The organism is Pseudomonas sp. CFSAN084952, from assembly GCF_009648855.1.
GTDB lineage: Bacteria > Pseudomonadota > Gammaproteobacteria > Pseudomonadales > Pseudomonadaceae > Aquipseudomonas > Aquipseudomonas paracarnis.
In genome coordinates this window covers 1,821,985-1,846,732 of sequence record NZ_CP045767.1, presented here as the reverse complement: position 1 = coordinate 1,846,732, position 24,748 = coordinate 1,821,985, and the positions used below count along the sequence as shown (strand labels likewise).

17 protein-coding genes are annotated in these 24,748 nt (G+C 57.9%); 8 read left to right on the top strand and 9 right to left on the bottom strand.

Annotation, left to right across the window (positions count from 1 at the left end):
* The first annotated feature begins 196 nt into the window (after positions 1–196).
* Positions 197–880 (top strand): peptidase E, encoded by a 684-nt coding sequence (locus GH769_RS08475; protein WP_153649613.1) that lies wholly within the window; start codon positions 197–199, stop codon positions 878–880.
* A 9-nt stretch (positions 881–889) separates the two neighbouring features.
* Here the strand turns inward: GH769_RS08475 and GH769_RS08470 are convergent, their stop codons facing one another.
* Genes GH769_RS08470 through GH769_RS08435 form a run of 8 tightly spaced genes read right to left on the bottom strand, consistent with a single transcriptional unit; the run spans position 890 to position 10,217 of the window.
* Positions 890–1,618, bottom strand: a complete 729-nt coding sequence (locus GH769_RS08470; RefSeq protein WP_032903862.1) for an SDR family NAD(P)-dependent oxidoreductase — start codon at positions 1,616–1,618, stop codon at positions 890–892.
* Positions 1,615–3,279: an FAD/NAD(P)-binding protein gene (locus tag GH769_RS08465; RefSeq protein ID WP_032903863.1), complete on the bottom strand. Its 1,665-nt coding sequence runs from the start codon at positions 3,277–3,279 to the stop codon at positions 1,615–1,617. Before GH769_RS08465 ends, GH769_RS08470 begins: the two co-directional genes overlap by 4 nt.
* 24 nt (positions 3,280–3,303) lie before the next feature.
* A complete protein-coding gene (locus GH769_RS08460) occupies positions 3,304–4,623 on the bottom strand; it encodes a DegT/DnrJ/EryC1/StrS aminotransferase family protein (RefSeq protein WP_081036851.1) in 1,320 nt (439 codons plus the stop codon).
* A 45-nt stretch (positions 4,624–4,668) separates the two neighbouring features.
* Positions 4,669–5,415: a radical SAM/SPASM domain-containing protein gene (locus tag GH769_RS08455; protein ID WP_081036852.1), complete on the bottom strand. Its 747-nt coding sequence runs from the start codon at positions 5,413–5,415 to the stop codon at positions 4,669–4,671.
* Positions 5,416–5,470: 55 nt separating this feature from the next.
* On the bottom strand, positions 5,471–6,814 hold the full coding sequence (locus tag GH769_RS08450) for an amidase family protein (RefSeq protein WP_050587248.1): 1,344 nt from the start codon (positions 6,812–6,814) through the stop codon (positions 5,471–5,473).
* A gap of 19 nt (positions 6,815–6,833) precedes the next feature.
* Positions 6,834–7,640, bottom strand: a complete 807-nt coding sequence (locus GH769_RS08445) for a sugar phosphate isomerase/epimerase (protein ID WP_050587249.1) — start codon at positions 7,638–7,640, stop codon at positions 6,834–6,836.
* Complete coding sequence (locus tag GH769_RS08440; RefSeq protein WP_050587250.1) at positions 7,633–8,814, bottom strand: hypothetical protein; 1,182 nt, start codon at positions 8,812–8,814, stop codon at positions 7,633–7,635. Before GH769_RS08440 ends, GH769_RS08445 begins: the two co-directional genes overlap by 8 nt.
* A gap of 5 nt (positions 8,815–8,819) precedes the next feature.
* Positions 8,820–10,217, bottom strand: coding sequence for an MATE family efflux transporter (locus GH769_RS08435; protein WP_032903864.1), 1,398 nt, complete (start codon positions 10,215–10,217; stop codon positions 8,820–8,822).
* 180 nt (positions 10,218–10,397) lie between these two features.
* On the opposite strand from GH769_RS08435, the gene GH769_RS08430 reads away from it, so the two are divergent.
* The 7 genes from GH769_RS08430 (at position 10,398) to GH769_RS08400 (ending at position 23,584) form a co-directional block, all read left to right on the top strand.
* Complete coding sequence (locus tag GH769_RS08430) at positions 10,398–13,502, top strand: non-ribosomal peptide synthetase (protein ID WP_032903865.1); 3,105 nt, start codon at positions 10,398–10,400, stop codon at positions 13,500–13,502.
* Positions 13,503–13,522: 20 nt separating this feature from the next.
* On the top strand, positions 13,523–16,096 hold the full coding sequence (locus GH769_RS08425; RefSeq protein ID WP_133244208.1) for a hypothetical protein: 2,574 nt from the start codon (positions 13,523–13,525) through the stop codon (positions 16,094–16,096).
* A gap of 237 nt (positions 16,097–16,333) precedes the next feature.
* Positions 16,334–17,725, top strand: a complete 1,392-nt coding sequence (locus tag GH769_RS08420) for a GntP family permease (RefSeq protein ID WP_032903867.1) — start codon at positions 16,334–16,336, stop codon at positions 17,723–17,725.
* A gap of 7 nt (positions 17,726–17,732) precedes the next feature.
* Positions 17,733–18,506 (top strand): 3-hydroxybutyrate dehydrogenase, encoded by a 774-nt coding sequence (locus GH769_RS08415; protein ID WP_032903869.1) that lies wholly within the window; start codon positions 17,733–17,735, stop codon positions 18,504–18,506.
* Between the two features lie 127 nt (positions 18,507–18,633).
* Entirely contained in the window at positions 18,634–20,589 is a 1,956-nt protein-coding gene (locus GH769_RS08410; protein WP_032903870.1) for an acetoacetate--CoA ligase, read from the top strand.
* A 138-nt stretch (positions 20,590–20,727) separates the two neighbouring features.
* Positions 20,728–23,265 carry a PAS domain-containing protein gene (locus tag GH769_RS08405; RefSeq protein ID WP_032903871.1) on the top strand — a complete coding sequence of 846 codons (2,538 nt, stop codon included), beginning with the start codon at positions 20,728–20,730 and terminating at the stop codon, positions 23,263–23,265.
* A gap of 43 nt (positions 23,266–23,308) precedes the next feature.
* Complete coding sequence (locus GH769_RS08400) at positions 23,309–23,584, top strand: peptidylprolyl isomerase (RefSeq protein WP_003174397.1); 276 nt, start codon at positions 23,309–23,311, stop codon at positions 23,582–23,584.
* 159 nt (positions 23,585–23,743) lie between these two features.
* Here the strand turns inward: GH769_RS08400 and GH769_RS08395 are convergent, their stop codons facing one another.
* Positions 23,744–24,649, bottom strand: a complete 906-nt coding sequence (locus GH769_RS08395; protein WP_032903896.1) for a sugar kinase — start codon at positions 24,647–24,649, stop codon at positions 23,744–23,746.
* Between the last annotated feature and the right edge of the window lie 99 nt (positions 24,650–24,748).

The window sequence follows — 24,748 nt, the reverse complement described above, 5'->3', positions numbered from 1 at the left end:
GAGACTGTATTGCAAATTAATAATAAATGGAGAATCCGATATACGGTGCTCATCTGATATAGAAATAGCCTATGAACCAAATGGTTAAATGCGATATTTTTATGGTAAATTGTAGTCAATTCGCGGCCTTGACTTGACAAGTCTCTATTCGAAGTAAACATAATCACAATATCTTTAAAACAGCGGGACAGAATATATGTCGAATAAAAATATTATTGTCATTGGAGGCGAGTCCGATGACGATGTGAAGTGCATGACACCGATTGATGAATACATTATTTCGTTGACCGGAAAAGCAGCGCCCGTGGTCCTTTATATCTCCACCGCCAATGGCGATGACCCGGAGAAAATCTCAGATTTCTCGAACAAGTATGCTGCGGTCGGCTGCCCCGTCATCCCGCTCGCATTCTTCACCCCGCCCTTCCCTCATGCGCAGCAGATTTCATCGATGTTCGAGAAGGCTGACATCGTTTACGTCGCCGGTGGTAACACCCGTGCGATGTTGGCGGTCTGGCGCGAGTTTGGTGTTATTGATCTTTTGAAAGCCGCCGGGGACCAGGGCAAGGTCCTGTGTGGCGTCAGCGCGGGTGCCATATGCTGGTTCGATTTCGGCCACTCGGATTCCGGGGGGGCTTTTGCGCTGATCGATGGACTGGGCTTGCTGCCCGGTGCGCTGTGCCCGCACTTCAATTCTGAAGAGGGGCGAGAAACGTCCATTGTCGAACTGATTTGCAACCAACGCATTCATCCCGCCTACGCCGTCGATGACGGCATTGCGTTGCACTTCAAAAATGGTAGATATCACAGGACCCTTCACAATGACGCCACTTGCAGCGGTTATGCAATCGCCGTGCAATCGCCCCACGTAACGCGCTTGTGATCGGAACGTTCAATGGATGCAAGAGCCGGCACTCAGGTTCAACAGCGTACCGGTCATTGCGCCACATTGTTCGAGAAACACGACCGCCTGGGCCACCTCTTCAGGCCTCACCCATCGTTTGAGTGCCGTATTTTCCGCTATCAGATCGACCAATGCGGCCACTTGCGTTCCAGTCTTGTCCGACCTCGCCTGCAGGCTCCTTTCTTCTCCCGGAGTCATCACATCACCCGGCGCAATGCAGTTAATCCTGATGGCCGGGCCACACTCCCAGGCCAGCGGCCCGATCAGCGCATGCAGGGCACCTTTGGCGGCAGTGTAAAGGGTATTGCCCGTCTGCCTGGCCCCTGGCAGGGCCGCCTGGGAACCAATGAAAATGATATGCCCCATCTTGCTCTGCGACTGCCAGCTGCGAATAGCCAACCGGGCAAGTAACATGGGGCTGAAGACGTTCAATGCAAAGGTCGACTCCAGTGTGGATAGGTGGGTGTTGACGAAATCGTCATCAACACAGGCGCCAGCGTTCAATACCATCAGGTCCGGGGGGCCGGAGAGTTTTTCGGCCGCACTCCAAGCCTGACCTATATCGCCAGCCTGATAGAAATCGCAGTCAACATCACCACCGCTGCGCTGCAGGGTCACGACAGCGTAGCCTGCCTGTCTCAAGGCATCGGCGATCACCAGGCCAATGCCATAGCTGGCACCCGTTACCCAGGCGATCTTACGCTCAGTTGCACTCATAGACCGCCACCTCCCAATATCGCACAGGCGATGCTTTGCGCCTCTACGAACGGCCTGGATTGACTCGCGATGGTGGGCACATACCAGTTGTAATAGGTGCTGCCTTCACTCATTACGCCGGTAGCGAACAACCGTGCTTGTGCTATGCCTTGGGCCGATATGCAGTGTGATCCGGCACTGACCGCAACCCCCGGGGTGGCGAGCCAAGATCCATTGCGTGAGTGCACACGCCCGCCTTCCATCAGCCCGGCGAACAGGACGCTGGTTGTGTTCTTCAATGTCGGTTGGGCCGTGTAACCTTGCAGAAGGTGATCCAGGTCGATGCTTACCGGATCGGCAAATACCGTCGACTGCACATTCCAGCATCGTTTTTCCGATACCCAATGCAACTCAGGTGCAGGCCCCAGTGGCGTTGAGACAACCCCCGCGTCGATCAACATCAGCAACTCTTCCTGTCGATCATACTGCGGGCCGATCACATTGCGATTGATTGCAGAGGCAAAGTGGTTGTAGAACCAATTATGGGAGGATGGCGCCAGCCCCCCATGATTAACGATGGCCCTGATCGATTCCCGGGCGCTCATCAAGACTTCAAGGGCGCGCTTTTGCGCGCTGCCCGCCAGGCCAAGGCGGGCTTGGTGCAAATCATTGGTGATGAACTGAACAACACCGGCGGCATATTCTTCGCTACTTGCCTGAGGGAGCTCAGCCCATAGCAGGCGACTCATCAACGCCGTTGCCGTTTCGGCCGGTACATCTTGTTCAAGTGCGACCCGTGCGACGTCCTGAGCAAGCAAGGGATAAATTTGCGTCATGAAATTAATCGTTCCGCAACCATGCTGCTCGCGCATTGCCAACGCAGCTCGCTCATCGAAGCGCAGTTGGGGTTCGAACTCAGCGAGTCCGTCATCGACCGGTCGTGCTCGCGACGGCAACCCGCTGCGCGAAAAAAGGACAATGGCAGGTTCGGTACCTGCTGCCTTATAAACACCGTCGGCAAATACACCGCCCCTGCCTCGGGTCAACTCAGCGATCGCATCCATGGCCGTCAAGCCAAACCCCTGGATTCCGACGGTGCTACCGGCCGGTATGTCCTGGCGATCAAGCCCGGCCTGGTAGATGTCCGTGATCGTTTCGGCGCAATTGGCAACCGGCAGCAAATGGCCGACGGCAATGACCACGTAGTCGCTGACAATGCTGCGATCACTCAGCAGACGAGTGATCTCTTGCGGGCCATCCTGTTGTATATCGACGGCCTCGTCATCGACATATTCGACTTGGCAATTGCCCGGGCAATGCTCCAACAACAACTGGTACAGCGCGTGACAGTAGGCACCAAACCAGCGTCGTGGCACATAGGCGCCACTTTGCGCCGCTACGCCCTGCTGTTTCAACCAGGGCAGAAAATCCGCGAACATGTCTTTGACCAATGACGGTTGGAATTCGTCGCCTGGGATCAGGGTCAACAAGCCCGCCACCGTATTGAGCAAGAACCTGTCGGACAGCGTCTGGCCATGTACCCCCTGGCCCGGTAGCCCTTTGTTCACAATCACAATTTGAACCTGCTGCTGCGGGCGTCGCGCCGCCAGCGACAGGATACGCTCCAGCACGCAAAGCCCACGGGGTCCGAACCCGACAATGGTGACGCTCACGGTCTTCATGACCTATACCCTCTTGGGTGTAATTTAAAAAGCGTCAGCCGTCGGAGCCTGCCGAGCGGCGAGCACCTTGTGCGGCTGCGCGGCCAGGTCCCTGAGAGCCATCGCGATGCGGTGCGCTGAGTCGGCGCCGCCAAGCAAGACCCAGTTCGGCAGGGTGATGTGATCCAGCCGGGCGGACTCAGCCTGGGGCAATGGATAGCGCGCGGGCTCGAAATCAAGCCTGTTGGAAAAGTTTTTGATTCTCGGACTTGATAGCGGGTTGTACAGCCTGAACGAATTCATTGGTTGATAAAGCGGGCTTACCTGAACATTCAACGCTTGGGTCATGGCAAGGGCGAGGGCATCGATCGTGCAGCCCGGGAAATATTTTTCCAGGCCAACTTTCATCACCAGGTTGTAATAGGTACAGCGCGTATTGCGTGGATCACGGCGCAGGAAGGTAATGAAGTCCTCCTCTCCTTCGAACAACGCTCGCAAGGTTTCTGCGCATGCTTCACGTTGCGTATTCTGCTGGTCCAGATGCTGCAACCTGTCCAGCAATATGGCCGACTGAAACTCCGTCAGGCAAAAGTTCTGTCCTTGTACCGCACCCCGTTCGACCAGCTCCAAGCGACTCTCCACAGGCGTACCGGAAAATAGCCGCCCGTCGGCCCTCAACTGCTCAAGCTTTTCTGCCAGCACAGGGTCCGAGGTCACCACTGCACCGCCCTCGCCCGAGGTCAGCACCTTGGCTTGTTGCATACTGAAACAGCCCAACGCACCAAACGATCCGACCTTGCGGCCACGCCACATTGCACCGTGGGCTTGAGAGCAATCCTCGATCAATGGAATGGCGTAGCGCTCGGAAATGTCCAGGAAGGCATCGATGTCCGCTGTTCGGCAATAAGGATGCACCAGCAGGATCGCCTTGGTCTTGGCGTTGATCCGCGCCTGGGCGGCTTGCGGCGACATCGACAGGGACATCGGATCAATATCGACCAACACCGGCACCGCACCAACGCTGCAGGTGGCGGAGGCGCAAGCGACCCAGGTCAATCCAGGCACGAGGACTTCATCCCCCGCCCCGACCTCAAGCGCCAGCAGCGAAATGGTGAGCGCGGAGGTGCCGCTGGTGACAGGTGTGCAATACAACGTGCCGCAGTAGTCGGCAAACGCTCGGGCAAAGCGTCGTTCGTACGCCTCCTGCCCTGTGTAGGCGCCACTGATTGTCCACCGTGTCGATTCCAGAACCTCACTGACGATCTTCAGCGTGTCACTGTCGTGTGAAGGCCATTTAGGCCAGCTAACAGTCGCCCCTGCCGGAGTGTGGAGAGAACGGCTCGTTGCGTCGATGTGAATATTCATGGGTTTTACCTGTTGACTGAAAAGTGCCTGGTTGCGAGCAAGTGCTCAGGAAATTAGGTCCCAAAAAGGTTCGGATCGGTCTGACATACCCACCGTGGTATGCGCGCGGTTTGTACAGTGCGTGCACATTTCACAGGCGCCTTGACGATTGCCGGCTTCCAACGCTGCGCGGATGCGCGAGTAATCGTGGCTATTCCAAATCTGGGTAATGGATTGCTCGCAGATATTGCCCATGACATGGCTGCGATGAGCGTCCTCATAGCAAAGGACCACGTCGCCGGTGATGGTAACGATTAGCATCTCTGTCGGCGCAAAGCAGCGCTGCGAAACGTCCTCGCCGGTGGCCTTGGGCAGGTCTTCCATGGTTCCACCGCGATTGGTCAGCACCAGATCGTCTGAAAACTGAACAACCTGTTTGGGCCGGGGCGGGTGGGATTTACCGCTGTGGGAGGTGATAACGATCATTTGCAGGCCAGCTTCGATCAACGAGTCATAGCGGTGCTGGGTCAGCAGGTCTCCATTGGTAAACAATACAGGACGGCATTTTGGCACTGCCGCCAAAATACGACGGATGATCTCTTCCAGTCCTTTATGGATTAACGGTTCATTGTAGAAATGAAATGAGATCCGGCCATCAAAGTCTATTTCAACCAGCCGCTCGATAAAGGCAGATAGCACGTGCTCTTGAATCAAGCGCGGCACTTGCGGAAACGGCATAATCGATACAGGGCAATAGCTGCATTTACGGTTACACCGCGAATTTATTTCAATTTCAACATTTAAAAGTCTCATAAAACTTCGCCTCGTAACGTGGATGACAGGGCTTACTACTGTCCCTCGTGCTGGTTCAGTCTTTAACGATAGTTTCGATAGTGCGGCAGATTGCCAGTGCCTGTTTTGAATCAATTGTCGGCGCGCATAACATTTCAATGCCGACCGGCAGCCCTTTCGGACTGGTCATGGAAAAGTTCATCGCAATGGTCCGGGCACAGGTGGCGACCGATACATGCCGGGCTAGCGCAAGAGGGTCTGTCGACGCGTGACTGTGAATGTCCGACGTGGCCACATTGATTGCGACTGTAGGATGGATGAGCACTTGGCACTGGGTCTGCTGGAAATAATCAACCACATCCTGTTTTATTTGATTTGCAGTGAGCCGGGCACGTTCATATACCGCTTGTACTGGTCTACCCGTTGGGAGTGCCAATGATCTGATGCGGCGGGCGGCCAGGGTGTGTCGGTGGTCGAGCAGTCGTTCCAGCGTCGCAGGTTCACCTGCCCGGCTCTCCAGATAACTATTGAACGCGGGTAAAAATTCGTAGTTAACAATCGTGGTTAATGCGCAGGCGGCCGAGCCGAATGAGTCTGGCACCTCATGCATCACCAACGTGGCGCCGGCGCCGGCAAGCTTGAAGATCGCGTCATGCATACTGGCTTCAACCTCTGGCGCCAGCGCCGACAGCGAGAAATTGGCGGCGACAGCAATAGAAAGTTCCCCAGGCGCTAAGACGGGCAACTCTTCATAGTCATGAATAAGGCTTTCCAGCTTGGAGATATCATCGATCGAGGGGGCAATCAGGCCTAATTGATCGTAGCCAGAGGACGTTAACGGACAAACCTCATGGCTGGCCGGCTGCGCGCAAAGCGCTCTATATGCGCTGAGCCCACAGAACGCCGCGGGAATCCGTACAGACCCCACGGTATCTTCGCCCACCGCGAAACAGGCAGCACCGCCCGCCACTGCGGCAGCACATCCACCGCTGCTGCCGCCGGGAGAATGCTCGGGAAAGGTCGGGTTGATCACCTGCCCGTAATAGGCGTTGTCTGACGCCCAGCCATAGCTCATTTCATCGAGGTTGGCTTTACCGACACAGATGCCGCCCATGGATCTAAGACGAGCGACCAGTTGATGATCAGACGTCGGATAATTGTTGTTCAGAGCCGCGGTGCCGTTGGTTGTCGCAAACCCAAGAACGTCAATGCTATCTTTGACAACAAACCCTACGCCGGCCAGTGGCCCGCTCCCGGGAGCTGACGAATTTGGGCGGGACGTCTGGCCTTGCGGCGCAGCGGCCAAGCGATTGACGAACACGCAATAGCGGTCCTCCCAGTCGACAGACAGGCAAGATGAAACCCTGGCCATTGGCGTTGAGTGTTCTAACAGCTGACGCAGTTTCTTTTGTTCAAACATCTCTTGTCTTTCACCCCGGTTACGGTGTTCTTTGCACACCAGATAAACGCGAGCGCACAAACGCGATGTCCGCATTCAATCCAGCAATGGACAGCAAGGAGTAGTTATTTTCCAGAATGTAGGTATTGCAAAATCCAAGACGTTCAATAGTGTCGATAATTCCTGCGACATTGCCCTCACCCCGCCCAAGGGGAACATTGTCATACGCTGGCAAGATACCGTCCTTCACATGCACTTGATCAAGCAGATAGGGATGGACTGAACAAAGAATTTCTTCAACCGAATGTCCCCAACGCAACGGGTTGAAGATATCCAGCAAGATTCTGAAGTTTGGTTCATCTACCTGATGCACTAGTGCTGATTGATGCCCCGCGGACAGACTGTTTTCGCTGGCGATCATCACCGGCAGTCCCCGAACGGCGCGGCACAGTCGCCGGAAAAACGTAGCGGTCGCGGCGAAGTCACTCGCCTGCACTATTTCATTTTTGTTGAAGCTGGGAATATAAACGGCAGGCACTTCCAGAAACGCCGCTTGCTTGACAATATGCACGGCACTTTCAAAAAACTCGGTTTGAAACCTGCGTGCGCCCTGCTCGTTCAGTCCGAACGCCTCAACCAGGTTCAAGCCGATGGCACTGACTTTATGGCTACCGCTGTAGCCACCCAGGCCTACATTCAGGGCTTGTTCATTATTGACTGGACATGCCCTCAAAAGACGCAGTTGCGCCAATGTCTGAACGCCAGCATGCAGCACCAGTTGTTGGGGCAACACAGCAGGCTGGCAGGATTGGGGCAAACTCCAGGTTGCGCAGCCCAGATCAGTCATTATTGACAGCCAGGTAAGTGACAGCCTGTTGCAGTTGCTCAAACGTCAGCTCTTGCCACTGCTCCAAGTAGCCGACCGCGCCAATCGCGACGGGAATAACCAGATTCAGCGCACCAGCACGATGGGCAACCACCGCGGCCAGGGAATCATAAAGTGCCGGGGTATTCACTTCAGCCGGGACGCTGACGCGCAGCCCTACGCTCTTAAGGGTATTGACGATCAGATCGCAGGTTTGCCAGGCAAGTATCGAGCGTTGGGCACTGATGACAGCCGACAACGCAATATCGATTGCGACCGCTTCACCATGGCTGATTTTATAGGCAGTCGCTGCCTCGATATGAGGGCTGAATGTGTGGCCGAAGTCGACATAGCGCTGATAGCTGTCAAGCTCATACAGATTCTCCGACAGCTCCGTCAGCATGCCCGCTACCGACCGATCAATCGCGTCCCAGCCCACACCGCCCTGAAGCTTTTCCTCATGCAGGGTCGTTGAGACGTTGACCAACTGCCGGAACAGTACTGGATCCTTGATGACGGCTATCTTGATCGCTTCGGCAAACCCTGCTTTCAAATGCTCTACCGCTAGCGTTTTTAAAAAGCTGGGACACACAATGGTGTACTCCGCCGGATAAAACGAACCGAGGACACTTTTTTTCCCTTCATAGTTAATGCCGTTCTTGATGCCGACTGCTGCGTCAATCATGCCAATGAATGTCGTCGGTATTTTTATGCACCTGACCCCACGCCTGTAAATGGACGCGGCAAAGCCGACAATATCCAGGCATACGCCGCCGCCAATTGCGATAATCTGGCCATGGCGGGGCAAATTGATCTGTTTGGCTAATCGACAGACCTCGAGCGACATAGTGATATCTTTATTTTCCTCGGTAACGGCAAGTTCGAAAAAACACACCCGCTCGCCGCACTCGAGCTGGGAAAACTTTCGACGAATGGCCTCGCCATATAATGCATTTACAGTTGGCGTATAAATCACCATGGCGCAGCGTGTATCAATGAGTGATCCGAGTAACTCAGATGAGTCGAACATGACATCACACGATAAAAAAATCTTGTACTCTCTCAAGAGTGTTGAGCTGATCGCGTAGCGATTTTCGAATTGCTTTAGTTCAGACGCTGAATGCCATCTGTTTTCAAAGTTTGTTGAGTTGCTCATGAGTTCTATTGCTCCTTGTTCATTAACAACGAATCAAACCCTCGTGAAGTAGCCGCCTCAGGCACTGATGCTGTGAAAACAGGATGTTTAATAACAAGGTAGGCCGCGTAACTGCTGACCAGTGCCTGGGACAAAAACGCCAGATTGGATAACAGGCACAAACGCTGCAAGGTCACTTGGCCAGCGTCGATCAGCAGATACAACGGCACGATGAATATTGCCAAACGCGTGCAAATCGCCAGCAGCGACCAGATGGTTCGCCCGGCCGCTTGCAATATGGAACTATTGATATGGCTTAATCCCGATGTGACGAAATTCAAGGCCAGGCACGCCAGCACATAAGTTGCGTCATCGAGAACCTGAAGGTCGCTGGAAAAAAACGACACCAGGCTATGTCCCCATAGGTTACATACCCACGTCAGGCAGCCCATCACGCTGGTCACCAGCGCGAATGCGACAACGTATATTTCTTTGACCTTTCGCCTGTTACCCGCGCCGATATAGTACGCAGCGACTGGCACGCAACCGTGCGCCACGGAAACAGACGGAATAAAAAGTGCCTGGATGAGCATCAGGCTTATACCGATCGCCGCTTGCACAGGCGCACCTAACTTTGCAGCGGCCCAATACATCAGCGCGGTGTACATATAAATAACGAGGGTTTCCAGACCGGCAGGCAGCCCGACTGAAAAGATCCTTCTGGCAGTCGAGTATTCCCACCGAAACGCCATTGGTGGTTGGGCAAACTGACGGTAGCGATCAAATGCTCTGCGAAGAATTATCAACACAGCAACCCCGGTGGCGACCGTTGTAGCCAGGCCGGCGCCGAAGGTGCCCAAGCCATTGACACCCGGCACGCCGAAAATCAACAAAGGCGCCAGGACAAGATTGATGGGGACCGAAACACATTGAGCGATCAAAGGCCCATAGGGTTCGCCGGCGGCACGTAACCCGAAAGTCGCGACAGTCATGACTATCTGCAGGGCCAATCCTGGTATGTACCCGTTCAAGTAGGACTCGCCAAGCTCTTGGGCCGCCGCGCCCGAGGCCAACCTGGAAAGCATGTGAGCCCCGCCCATGTATCCGGCAGCGACCACAGCGCAACTGCAAAGAACAGCCATCAGGCCCGCATGGACAAAGATCCGTCGCGCCAGTGCAAATTGGCCGGCCCCCAGTGCCTGACCAATCAACGCGACCGCCCCGATACCCAAGAGTTGCCCAAGCATGCCGGTGAGCAGCGCGGCAGTGGCAGTCGACGTGACGCCTGCGACTGCATTTGCCCCCAAGTGGCTGACAAAGAACAAATCGATAAGCAAATATAACGATTGGATAACGATGCCGACGGCAATGGGCACTGACATATAAGAGATGCTTTTGGCAACGCCCAGATAACTTGCAAACATGGTTTATCACTCTAGTGAGGCCGCGCCAGCTTAAACTGCCGTGCTGCGACGCTAATGGACAAAGCATACTTCGCAACGAAGTCAGCGCAACTACCAAACTTGGTAGTTGCAGGGCGAGAGCCTATTCAGCAGGATAAATATCACGCTACCGGCTATTATCTACCCTAGGAGAAAGTTGATATGAATCATGGCACTTACGACAGTATATTAGACATGATCTTATATCACGTGAACTCCACGCCTGATCGTATCGCCGTCAAATGCGGTGCGCAGCACTTGACCTATCGACAGTTGGACCAGCAGGCAGATCTGATTGCCGGTTACCTGGAGCATAACGACGTTCCACGCAATGCTATTGTTGCAGTCGCCATGGAAAGAACCGTCCAGCTAATGGCTGTCTGCCTGGGGATAATGAAGCATGGCTGTGCCTATCTACCCATTGACATCGACAACCCTGAGCACAGAATCAAAAACATTCTGGATAACGCCGGGGTTGAATGTATTTTCAGCGATGCAGAGTCATTCCCTCGTCAGGGCTTTTGCGCCATGACCGTCAACCCACACACAATTTTCAGCCAAGCCTACCCTCGTAAAAACATCAGCGGGCCACGACCCAGTACGTGCGCCTACTGTATTTACACCTCTGGCTCCACCGGCGCCCCCAAAGGCGTACTGATCAGCCACGGCGCGTTATTGAACCATACGCATTGGTTCATAGAAGCGTTCGCTGTCAACGAGGCTGACATCATCTTGCAACGCACTTCGATAGCGTTTGATGCGTCGGTCTGGGAGCTATGGACGGGGCTGGCGGCCGGCGCATGTACCGTCATGCTCCCCGCAGCTTATGCCAAGCATCCGCTGGGGATTTTGCTGACACTGCAGAGAGAACATATAACCATCGCCCAGTTTGTACCTACACTGCTGCGCGAGCTGGTGAGGCTGAGGCAATTCGAACACATCCCCTGCCGGCTGGTATTTTGTGGTGGTGAGTCATTGACCTGGGAGTTGGCGGACCTGTTCCTGGCGAAAACCCGCACCCCGTTGGTCAACCTGTATGGGCCTACCGAGACCACTATAGACGCGACCTTCTGGCGGGTGAACCCAGATGCCGACAGGGCGTTGCCTGCCCCCATCGGCCAGCCCATTCGCGGTATGCAGGTATACCTGCTGGATGAGCAGGGGAAACCTGTTGCTCTACCGCATCAAGAAGGCGAAATAGTCATTGCGGGACCGGGTGTCGCCATTGGCTACGTCAACAGCCCTCATGAAAATGAGCTGCGCTTTACATCGCTTAACCTCGATGGACACGCTCTGCGAACTTACAAAACGGGCGATATTGGCTTTTTTTCCACCACAGGCGATCTTCACTACCTGGGACGTCGCGATAGCCAGTACAAAATCAACGGGCACCGAGTAGAGCTTCTGGCTATAGAGGAAATCGTGCAGCAGACGCCCGGCGTGCACAGCGCCGCCGCCTACATTGATACGCTCGTCAGCGCAGAAAAACAGATTTGCGTGGCGTTTGTGCCACAGGGCGATACGGATACACACGCCGTTGAGCAACGCATCAGGCAGGCCCTCTCCCTTCAGCTCCCGTCCTATATGCACCCCAGCCGAATCCAGGCACTGAGCGAACTGCCACTGTTGCCCAATGGCAAAATCAACCATAACACTTTGCGTGAACTGGCTTTTCAACCGGATACCGGCCCCACCGAAATCGACGCGCAAACCTCGACGGCCGTGCAATTGCAGTCCATCTGGACGGAAGTACTCAATCAGCAAACGATTTCCTCTGACAGCCACTTTTTTGAACGCGGGGCGACCTCCCTCTCGGTGATGATGCTGCTGGGCAGGATTGCGAACCTGTTCAACGTCTATCTGAGCCCCAAGGATATTTTCGATCATCCGGTTCTGGCTCAACAAGTGACGCTACTCGGCGAAGGTGCCAGCCATGGCGCTGAAAACGCTATGTTGCTCGACGCTTATGCCTGGCGCCGACGAGTGGGTGAACAGACGCCCGGGCTGGCTCAGTTGGAGATACTGGATAAACCCGCGCAAACCCCGGCCTACTTGGAAAATGTAGTGCTGGCGTTCTACATTAAGGGCACTTGTTCAGCGATCAGGGTGCGCGAGGCATTTGCTACGGTACTGGCACAGCAACCGGCACTGCGCTGCAGCTTCACGCTAAACACACACGGCCAGTGGCGTCGCACGCAGCACGTTATCGATGATTTCCCATTGCCGTTTCACGTCATCAACCTTGAGCCGCAAAACCAGTCCGACGACACCGTTACAGACCTAGTGGTGCAAGCTTCACTGACCGCCTTCGACTTGAGCAGCCCCCCGTTGATCCGGGCCACTTATATTCAGTGCCCTGAGGCCAATGATGTGCTGATTATCACTGCTCACCACATTGCCTTCGATGGCTGGTCAGGCGCGGTGCTGATGGACCAGCTATGCGCACACTATCAGGCACCCATGGGCAGCGTCGCACCTGAGCAGATCGTGCATTGCCTCAGCTACTCAGACTATACGGATGCCCAGCATCAACGCTTTACCGAGAAGTTGCTGGACAAGCATCTGGATTTCTGGCGACAGGCACTCGAACATTTACCCGAACCTTTTGCCTTGCGCGGAGCGGGCCAGCGACCGGACGCGTTTACGTTTCGCAGCGCGGTCATCCCATTGAACCTGGATGCGCAGTACGCCGCTATAGAACGCCTGTGCAATCGCAGCGGATTCAGCCTGTACACCATCATCCTGAGCGCATTCCTGGTGGCACTGGCCCGAAACACCGACACCGAGGATCTGTATGTGCGCTCACCAGTCGCCAATCGGATCGATGCGGCCCTTGAATCGGTGGTGGGGTACTTCGTTCATCCCATGGTGATCAGACCCAAGCTTAGCCACTGGTCACCTTCCCTGCACCTTCTTGAGCAGATCAATCACTGCGTGCTCGATGCCTACGGCCATGCGTTGTTGCCTCCACACTTATTTGAAGCCAACTGCTCACCACGCTCCAGTGCCTATGGGTCCCGGTTTCCCTACTGGTACAACCACCATAACTACCCGTCAAGGCAGCGCCAATTGGGTGACGCGCCGTTGCGGGGGATCGGCGTGCCGTCCACAGGCATCAAGACCGATGTGTCCCTTAACACGGTGCGCACCGACAGCGGGCTGATCGGCAGTCTGTCCTATTACCGCGATGGGATCTCGCAGGTGAATGCCCAGGCGTTGTTGGCGGATTTCCACCAAGCATTGGATCAATTGCTGACCATCGCCTAGTGGCAACCGGCACTGTCGCCGTGTCGATGCACCTTTTTACAGGGACGATCATTGTAATGGGCCACTTTACTGAAACCGCTGACAGACCTGACGCTTCGCTGGTTTTATACCCGGATGAGCTGCCTGAGCATAAAGACCGGGTCATTTCCCTTAATGGGCGCTGCGAAGCGGTACGGCAGCTGGGCGGCATGACCTTCTTGCGCGTGGCCAGCCACTATTTTTCATTACAAGTGATTGTCCTGGATGCGGCGCTGCGGGATGCCACGGCGCAGATTCGCCAGGCAGACATCATTTCAGTCAGTGGCCGCTTGAGAATCAGACCGGATGTGCTCAAGGAGAGCGTCGACCCGCGAACTCATCCGAATCAGTACGAGGTGGTTCTGGAGCAATTTTCGATTCTTTTGCCAGCGCAAAAAATCGACTTCGTGCCGAGCTCGAAAGCAAAAAACCATCACTTTCACCGGCATCGCCGGCACCAGAACAGTCAACTCGTTGCACTGATCAAGCTGCACCTGGAACGCCAGGGTTTTGTGCAACTGCCACCGCCCGCGTCACTGGGCTTTCATGAACAGCAACGGGTTCGCGAGTTGGTCGCCCTCTGCGACAGCAGCGAATGTGATTCGCCGTTGTTCAGTGCCTATACGACCGAACAATTAATGTTTGGCACCCAGCGGTTCTACTTCTTTATCGACGGCGCCGGCAACCTGCCTGACCTGCTACACGTTGTGATTGCTCATCACCAATGCGGTCCTGACGGCTATGAAGGGATATTGAGCGCCATCGCCCGGCAGGTCGTGGAGTTGCTCGCCCCCGACACGCCTTGGCGACTGGATGCGGCCCGGCCACACTGGCCTGCACTGATGCTGCAGACCCAGCCTTCGATGCACATCACAGGCCACACTGGCGACCGGCAATCCCTCGAACCCTCTGGGCAATGGGCTGCAGGACAACGGATCGCCATGCGCAGACGCCTCAAGAGTGCCCTGCCCCCCTTGGACGACATGGCTTCAACCTTGAGCGTGTCACTGGACGCACTCAGGCAGAACCTGGAGGCGGCCTGTCCGCCCAAACGAGGCAAAGTACTCGCACAAGAGCTTCAGCCGGGCTCCCACCCCGAACACGCCGAGTCCTATGAGGCATATTCAAAACTGGAATCCGAACACCAGATGCTGTTGGTCGAGCAATCCCTGCAGGGGTTCAACCCCTCGCAGCACATTGCAACTGCCCGCACCTCAGCCCAGGCAGCGTTGCGCTACATGGAACCGGCCCTGGATCACTACGGTATCGACCCGGGCATGGCGCAACGCTTTCTCTCGCTCCAGGCACAACTGCATCCAGACTCCAGCGGCCCCGCTTGCCCTGTGGAATTGTTCCAATTGCTGTGGACCGTACTGGGCAACCCATCAGCCAAGCGCCTGCTTGACAGCAACGCCCACCGTGATCGTCTACTGGCGGTATTCGTCGATCAAAGAATCCTGACGGACGTTCGCCAGCTCGTGTTTATCCACCCCGGCGCAATTGACGCACTGGGAAGCCTGTTTGAACACATACGCGACAAAGATACCCTGGGGCGCCTTCGCACACTTCTGCGCAGTGTAATTGCCAGAACCCCGACTGAACTCGCCACTTTACTGACGACCCTGGGCGCGATGTCCCCCGCTGACGCAATCGCCGCCATCGCACAGACCAAAAAACTCGAAAACGCGGTGAAACATGGTCTGACTACGCCTTACTGGCTGTCACGATGCCTGGACTGCGACGACCCTTCGTCCCTCGTAAATGAGCTGTACCTGAACAATCTAAAAGCCAGCCAGCGCGTATTGGGCAACCATCCGCTATTGCCCTCGTCGACGGGGAATGAAGGTGATACCCAACCGTCGCTCGCAGAGACGATCTATACCCTGTTCAGGCCAATTACCGCCGGCATCAGTGATCTGCAACAAACGCTGTGCGAGTTACGGGATCATTGCGGGCACGTAGAGCGTGCAGGCTTGAAACGATTCAACCGAGGCTTCGTACCGCATTTGCAAGGCTATCGCTATTTCATCAATCAAGAGCGCAAGCCTTATGACCGCCTCCGAATTTATCTTTCAAAAAATGCAGCGTCTTTTTTTGCCAAATCAACGACGGGTATCTGTACCGACATCAACCGCGGGCTGTTCGAAAGAGACGATCACTTTCACCTGAATATTTTCAGCGAGCGACGGGGGCGCCTGGTGGGCAATGTACAACTGTATACCCTGACCATTGGCAACGAGCCTGCTCTGCTGATTCGCGGCATCAACCCGATCAAGCATTACGCGACCAACGCACTCGTCGATGAACTCCTCGATTGCATCATCGCCTGCGCCACTGACCTTGCTGCCGAAAATGCCTACGCCATGGTGTGCGTTGCACACCAGAACGGCCTCTGGAACTCTAACTCCAATCGCCCAGAGTTGCGTGCTGCCCTGGCGCGACGCTTGGCACACACTGAGCCATTGACGCTTGACCACCCTTTTCACCTTTATACTTACTACCGCACCCCCATCTACCTGTCTGACGTCTATCCGCTATGGCGATCTACGGCGCAAACGCAAAAACTCTCTATCTAGAGACTAAAGCCTCATAAAAGAGACTGTGCGTTGTCACAGACGGCGCCGCAGCGCGTGCTTTGGAAATCGAGTTGGTTTGATCACACCCCGCCAGCACACAGTCTCACAATGGAGACAGCGCCTGAATTAACATCCATTAAATCGTTATTTTTCAAACAGTTATACGCTTGGCACGCATTTAGCTATAGCGTTTCCCAGTGTTACCCCACAACAATAACAATCCGATGGAGACACACCATGAGTGTGATCATTGCCCTGGCCGCGCTCGCGCTGCTGATGCTGGCCGCCTACCGTGGCTATAGCGTTATCCTGTTCGCCCCCATCGCCGCCCTTGGCGCGGTGCTGCTCACCGACCCGTCCGCTGTCGCCCCTGCCTTTACCGGGGTGTTCATGGAAAAGATGGTCGGCTTTATCAAGCTGTATTTCCCGGTCTTCCTGCTCGGTGCGGTGTTCGGCAAGCTCATTGAGCTGTCGGGGTTTTCGCGCTCGATCGTCGCCGCTGCGATCCGCTTGCTCGGCACGCGCCAAGCGATGCTGGTGATTGTGCTGGTCTGCGCCCTGCTCACCTACGGTGGTGTGTCGCTGTTCGTGGTGGTGTTTGCGGTGTACCCGTTTGCCGCCGAGATGTTCCGCCAGAGCAATATCCCCAAGCGCCTGATCCCGGCGACCATCGCCCTCGGTGCGTTCTCGTTCACCATGGACGCCCTACCCGGTACGCCGCAGATCCAGAACATCATCCCCAGCACCTTCTTCAACACCACCGCCTGGGCGGCGCCGTGGCTAGGGCTGATCGGCACGATCTTCGTGTTTTGCGCCGGTATGCTCTACCTCGCACGCCAGCGCAACAAGGCCCAGCGCGCCGGTGAAGGTTATGGCACCGAGTTGCGCAATGAGCCCGAAACCGCCGACAACCTGAGCCTGCCCAACCCGTGGCTCGCGTTGTCGCCGCTGATCCTGGTGGGGGTGATGAACCTGTTGTTCACCCACTGGATCCCGCAGTGGTACGGCAAGACCCACAGCCTCAGCCTGCCGGGCATGAGCGCGCCGGTGACCACCGAAATCGCCAAGCTCACCGCGATCTGGGCGGTGCAGGCGGCGTTGCTGGTGGGGATTGTCGTGGTGCTGGTGTTCGGCTTCTCGGCGATCAGGAGCAAGCTGGCCGAAGGCAGTAAAAGTGCGGTCAGCGGTGCGCTGCTAGCGGCAATGAACACCGCCTCGGAATACGGCTTTGGCGCAGTAATCGCCTCGCTGCCAGGCTTTCTGGTACTGGCGGACTGGCTCAAGGGCATCCCCAACCCGCTGGTCAACGAAGCGATCACCGTGACCTTGCTGGCCGGTATCACCGGCTCCGCTTCCGGCGGCATGAGCATCGCCCTCGCCGCGATGTCCGAGAGCTTTATTGCAGCCGCCCACGCGGCCAATATCCCCCTTGAGGTGCTGCACCGGGTCGCGGCCATGGCCAGCGGCGGCATGGATACCCTGCCCCACAACGGCGCGGTGATCACCCTGCTGGCCGTCACCGGGCTGACCCACCGCGAAGCCTACAAGGACATTTTTGGCATCACGATCATCAAGACCCTTGCGGTGTTCGTGGTGATCGGCACTTTCTACGCCACCGGCATTGTGTGAGGTTTTCATGACAACTTTGAATGGCAAGACCGCCCTGGTCACCGGCTCCACCAGCGGCATCGGCTTAGGGATTGCCCTGAGCCTGGCCAAGGCCGGCGCCAACCTGATTCTCAACGGCTTCGGCGACGCCAGCGCGGTGATCGCCCAGGTACAGGCGTTTGGCGGCAAGGTCGGGCATCACCCGGCAGACGTCAGCGACCCCGCGCAAATCGCCGACATGCTCGCCTACGCCGAGCGCGAGTTCGGTGGCGTGGACATCTTGGTCAACAATGCCGGTATCCAGCATGTGGCAGCGGTAGAAGACTTCCCTGTGGAGCGCTGGGATTCGATCATCGCCATCAACCTGTCCTCGGTGTTCCACAGCACACGCCTGAGCTTGCCGGGCATGAAGGCCAAGGGCTGGGGGCGCATCGTCAATATCGCCTCGGTGCATGGGCGAGTCGGCTCAGTGGGCAAGGCGGCGTATGTGGCGGCCAAACATGGGGTGATCGGCCTCACCAAGGTGGTGGGCCTGGAAACCGCCACCAGCAATGTCACCTGCAACGCCATCTGCCCGGGCTGGGTGCTGACGCCGCTGGTGCAGAAGCAGATTGATGATCGCGTGGCTACCGGGGTCGACCCACAGCAAGCGCAGCAGGATCTCCTGGCGGAGAAACAGCCGTCGCTGGAGTTTGTGACGCCGTCGCAGCTCGGGGAGCTGGTGTTGTTCTTGTGCAGTGAAGCCGGTGCCCAGGTGCGCGGCGCGGCCTGGAACATCGATGGTGGCTGGCTGGCCCAGTAAACCCGTGATGATCGTTCCCACGCTCTGCGTGGGCACGCAGACCGGGGCGCTCCGCGCCCCAAAAGTGGACGCAGAGCGTCCAGTCAGGCATTCCCACGCGAAGCGTGGGAACGAGAAGAGGCAGCTTATGTCCGACATCCTCTGGCAACCGTCCCCGGAACGCATCGCCAACACGCGCATGGATCAGTTCCGCCGCTTCATCAACCAACGCCACGGCGTGCAGCTCCACGACTACCCCGCCCTGCACCAATGGAGCATCGACCAACGCCCGGACTTCTGGCAGGCGATTGTCGCGTTCTTTGACGTGCAGTTTCGCAGCCCGCCCACGGTGACCCTGATCGAAGACATCGAGATGCCCAGCGCCCAATGGTTTCCCGGCGCCACCCTGAACTTTGCCGAACACCTGTTGCGCCGCCGCGACGATCATCCTGCTGTGGTGGCTGTCAGCGAAGACGGCCAACGTGAACAATTGAGCTATGCGCAGCTGGCGGAACACGTGGCCGGCCTGCAAAAAAGCCTGCGGGCGGCAGGGGTCGGCCTGGGTGACCGGGTGGCCGCGTGTATGCCCAACACCTGGCAAACCCTGGTCGGCATGCTCGCCACCACCAGCCTCGGTGCGATCTGGTCGTGCTCCTCGCCAGATTTCGGCACCCAGGGCGTCATCGACCGCTTCGGCCAGATCGAGCCCAAGGTGCTGATCACCTGCGCAGGCTACCGCTATGCCGGCAAGCGCATCGACCAGAGCGCCAAGCTCAATGAAATCCTCGAACGCCTGCCCTCCCTGCAACAGCTGATCATCGTGCCTTACGCCAAGCCCGAGGCGCAGGCTGGGGACTACGCCACCCACGCCCACGTCGCGCTGTGGGACGACTTCTATCAAGCCGGCGGCGAACCGGAATTTGTCGCGGTGCCGTTCGATCACCCGCTGTATATCCTCTATTCCAGCGGCACCACCGGCATCCCCAAGTGCATCATCCACGGCACGGGCGGCGTATTGCTGACGCACCTCAAGGAACACGGCCTGCATGCCGACCTGAACCGCGAGGACTGCCTGTTCTACTACACCACCTGCGGCTGGATGATGTGGAACTGGCTGGTGTCGGTGCTGGCGATCGGCGCCACCGCGGTGCTGTACGACGGCTCGCCGTTCCATCCCGGCCCCGAACGCTTGATCGACCTGATCGATGCGGAAAAAATCAGCGTGTTCGGCACCAGCCCCAAATTTCTCGCCACCCTGGAAAAATCCGGGTTGCAGCCGCGCTTGAGCCACGACCTGGGCAGCCTCAAGGGTCTGATTTCGACCGGCTCGCCGTTGTCGCCCCAGAGTTACGACTACGTGTACCGCGAGATCAAGGCTGAGCTGTGCCTGTCCTCGATGTCCGGTGGCACCGACATTGTCTCCTGCTTTGTGATCGGCAACCCGGTGCTGCCGGTACGGCGCGGTGAAATGCAGTGCAAGAGCCTGGCCATGGCCATCGAAGTGTGGGACGACCAGGGCCGGCCCCTGATCGGGGAGAAAGGCGAACTGGTGTGCACCCGGCACTTCCCTGCCATGCCCATCGGGCTGTGGAATGACCCGCAACAGCAAAAACTGCGCGCCTCGTATTTCAGCCAGTTCCCCGGCGTGTGGGCACAGGGTGACTATGCCGAGCAACGCGCCAACGGCAGCCTGTTGATCCACGGGCGTTCCGATGCGGTGCTCAACCCCGGCGGCGTGCGCATTGGCACCGCCGAGATTTATCGCCAGGTGGAAAAGGTCCCGCAGGTGCTGGAAAGCCTCGCCATCGGTCAACGCTGGCAGGACGACGTGCGCGTGGTGCTGTTTGTGCGCCTGGATGATGGAATTGAACTGGACGAGGCGCTGCAACAGCAGATCCGCCAGGTGATTCGCGCCAACACCACACCGCGGCACGTGCCGGCGAAGATCCTCGCTGTCACGGATATCCCCCGCACCATCAGCGGCAAAATCGTCGAATTGGCGGTGCGCAATGTGGTGCATGGCGAGCCGGTGAAAAACACCGATGCCCTGGCCAACCCCCAGGCACTGGAGCAATTTCGCCACAGAGCTGAGCTGGCCGATTAGATGAAAGGTTTCAGCGCTGACACAGCGTTTTGAAGAAAAACCCTCAAGGCATGCTATTTTTCCGGGGTAGCCACCCGTTGTCGTTCCTTGGGACAATGGGTGTTGTCATTTTTCAAAGCGTCAGGCTCAGGGCTTTTTATGAATGGAACATCCACCGGTAGCGAAGCCGCTGCATTGATCAGGCGGCTGGACTGGGCGCAAAGCCCCCTCGGTGAGGCCACTGAGTGGCCGCAAAGCCTGCGCACTGCTGTCGATATCGTCGTGCATTCACCCATGCCAATGGTGCTGCTGTGGGGCCCACACCTCATACAACTCTATAACGATGGCTTTGCCCACCTGATAGGCGGCAAGCACCCCGGCGCTCTGGGCCAGCCGGCGCACCACACTTGGCCCGAACTGGAAAGCTTCGCCGCGCCGGTCTACGACGCCGTGCTCGGCGGCCAGGTGCGCACCTTCAGCGAGCAACGCTTTGTGCTGCAACGCGAGGGCCGCGACACCGAGATATGGCTCGACCTGACCTACAGCCCGGTGCGCGATGAAAGCTGCCGGGTGGCCGGCATCCTGGTCACGGCCATTGAAACCAATGAGCGGCGCAGCAAAACCCTCGAACTGCAACAGCGCTCCGAAGCCAGCCTCAAGGCCCAGCACAACACCGAGCAGCGCCTGCAACTGGCACTGGCGGCCACCGACGCGGTAGGCACCTGGGACTGGGATATCGGCGAAGACCGTTTCATCGCCGACGCCCATTTCGCCTACCTGCATGGCGTCGACCCCAACGATTCGAGCCTGCTGCCCATCAGCGCCTACCTGCATGGTGTGCACCCTGAGGACCGGGGAACGGTGACGCGCAGCATCAAGCATTGCATTACCCATGGCACCGAATACGCCGAGGAGTATCGCTTGCTGCAAGCCGACGGCCAGGTGCGCTGGGTGTTCGCCCGTGGCCGCTGCTACAAGGATCAACAGGGCCGGCCTGCGCGTTTCCTCGGCGCCGCGCTGGACCTCACCGAGCGTAAAAACACCGAGCAAGCCCTGCGCCAGAGCCAGACCGAGCTGCAACTGATCATCAACGCCATGCCGGTGTTGATCGGCTACGTTGACCACGACCAGCGCTTTCGCCTCAACAACAGCGCTTACCTGGACTGGTACGGCAAGACGCCCCAGGAGCTGTACGGCAAAACCATCCGCGAAGTACTTGGCGACGAGGTGTATGCCGGGCGCGCAGACAAGATTGCCGCCGCGCTCAAGGGCAAGGCGTGCAGCTTCATGACGGTGACGCCTCATCGCGATGGCCGCCCGCGCCATGCACTGATGAAGTACCTGCCGCGCTTTAGCAGTGACGGTTCGGTGAATGGTTTCTACATCTTTGTGATCGACGAGACCGAACGCAAGCTCACCGAAGAAGCCCTGCGCCACCTCAACGAGAACCTTGAAGAACGCGTGGCCCAGCGCACCCAGGCGCTGGCCGAAGCCAACCAGCGCCTGCAAAACGAGATGTTCGAGCGCGAGCGTGCCGAAGATGCCCTGCGCCATGCGCAGAAGATGGAAGCGGTCGGCCAGCTCACCGGCGGTATCGCCCATGACTTCAACAACATGCTCACCGGCATCATCGGCAGCCTCGACCTGATGCAGCGTTACATTGCCGCCGGACGCAGCGACGATATCGGCCGTTTTGCCGATGCCGCCGTGTCCTCCGCCCACCGCGCCGCCGCCCTCACCCACCGGCTGCTGGCGTTCTCGCGACGCCAGTCGCTGGACCGTCGCCCCACCGACCCCAACCAACTGGTGGCGTCCCTGGAAGACCTGTTCCGGCGCACCAAGGGCGCGCATATCGAACTCAAGGTAAAACTGGGCAAGGACACCTGGCCGGTGAACACCGATGCCAGCCAATTGGAAAACGCCCTGCTCAACCTGGTGATCAACGCCCGCGACGCCATGCCCGACGGCGGCGAGCTGCTGATCGAAACCGCCAACAGTTACCTGGACGGCACCGACATCACCACCCTGGAACCGGTCAAGGCTGGCGACTATGTGATGCTTGGCGTGAGCGACAACGGCAGCGGCATGGCGCCGAAAATCCTCGCCAAGGCGTTCGACCCGTTCTTCACCACCAAACCCATCGGCCAAGGCACTGGCCTTGGGTTGTCGATGATCTACGGTTTTGCCCAGCAATCCGGCGGCCACGTGACCATCCAGAGCGAACCGGGCCAGGGCACCTGCGTGCGCCTGTACCTGCCGCGTTTGTATGGCACCGCACTGGAAAGCAGCCTGCCTACCAGCCTGACCGAAGCCCCCGTGGCCCTGGCCGGTGAAGCGGTGGTGGTGGTCGAGGACGACCCGGCGGTGCGTATGCTGGTGGTCAATGTACTCGACGAACTGGGCTATACCGCTCACCAGGCGGCGGATGCGCGTGCGGCGCTGCCGTTGCTGGAATCGGATTTGCGCGTGGACTTGCTGGTGACCGACGTTGGCTTGCCCGGCATGAACGGCCGGCAACTGGCGGAAATCGCCCGCCAGCATCGCCCCGGCCTGCGCGTGCTGTTCATGACCGGTTATGCCGAGAAAGCCGCCGAACGCCAGGGGTTCCTGGAGGACGGCATGGACATGGTCGCCAAGCCTTTTTCCATTGACCTGTTGGCCAACAAAATCCGTAGCATGATCGGCGTCGAGGCCTGAGTTCAGGCATAATCGCGCGCCGTCGCACAGCTGGTAGAGCCCCATGAAAGCCCAAGCCCGTCATATCCTGGTGAAAACCAGCGAAGAAGCCGAACAACTCAAGCAGCGTATTGCCAAAGGCGAAGCCTTTGATGTGCTGGCCAAGAAGTACTCCACCTGCCCGTCGGGCAAACGCGGTGGTGACCTGGGCGAAGTGCGGCCCGGGCAGATGGTGGGGGCGATTGATGCGGTGATCTTCAAGAAACCGGTGAAGGTGGTGCACGGGCCGATCAAGAGCAAGTTTGGCTATCACCTGGTGCAGGTGTTTTACCGCGATTGAGTGGATGGCTTCAGTCCGCTATCGCAGGCAAGCCAGCTCCCACATCCGATCGTTCCCACGCTCTGCGTGGGAATGCCTCACTGGACGCTCTGCGTCCGTTTCTGGGACGCGGAGCGTCCCGGGCTGCGCTCCCACGCAGAGCGTGGGAACGATCAGTGATCATCTCGGTATCAGCGCCCCCGGCACCTGAATCACCCGGCTCGCCAACCGATGCCCCGCCAGTGCGGCGTCTTGGGGCGAACCACCGTTGAGCCGACTGGCCAGATACGCCGCACTGAACGAATCCCCCGCCGCCGTGGTGTCCACCACCTTCTCCACTTTCAACGCCGGCACCGCAAAGCGCTCGCCCGCGCAACGAATCAGGCACGCATCCGCTCCCCGCTTGAGCACTACTTCTGCAATCGAGGGATACGCCGCAAACACCTGCTCGCTATCCTCATAGCCGAACAACGCGCGTTCGTCATCCTCGGTGAACAAGGCAATGTCCACTGCGGCCAACACCCTGCGATACGCCTCACGGGCCGTTTGCACATCGGCCCACAGCCTGGGCCGGTAGTTGTTATCGAACACCACCTTGGCGCCACGCTGGCGGGCTTCGATCAGCGCCTGCAGTAAGCGCTCACGCCCGATGTCTCCCAGCACCGCCAGGGTAATGCCACTGAAATACACCACGTCATAGCCCGGCAATGCCGCCAGGACCGGCTCGGCGGCAGGCGTGGTGAAGCAGTCGCGCACGGCCGCTTCGTTGCGCCAGTAGAGGAATTTACGTTCGCCCTGGGCATCAGTCTGGATGCAATACAAGCCCGGCAGGCGCCCAGGCAGACGCTGGACCCTGCCCAGGCCAAGGCCTTCGGCGTGCCAATGCTCACACATGGCATCGCTGAAGCTGTCATCGCCCAGGGCGGTGACGTAGTCAACGCTGCCGGCATCGCCCAGCTCGCGACGCAGGTACACCGCAGTGTTCAGGGTGTCGCCGCCGAAGCTCTGGTGCAGGCTGCCGTCGGCGCGGTGTTGCAGTTCGATCATGCATTCGCCGATGAGGGCGATGCGGGGGTGGGTGTTCATGGCAAAGTTCTCAGGTGTGCTGGAGGGCCCCATCGCGGGCAAGCCCGACTCCCGCATTCGACTGCATTCCTTCAGTTAAAACGCGGTCACTGTGGGAGC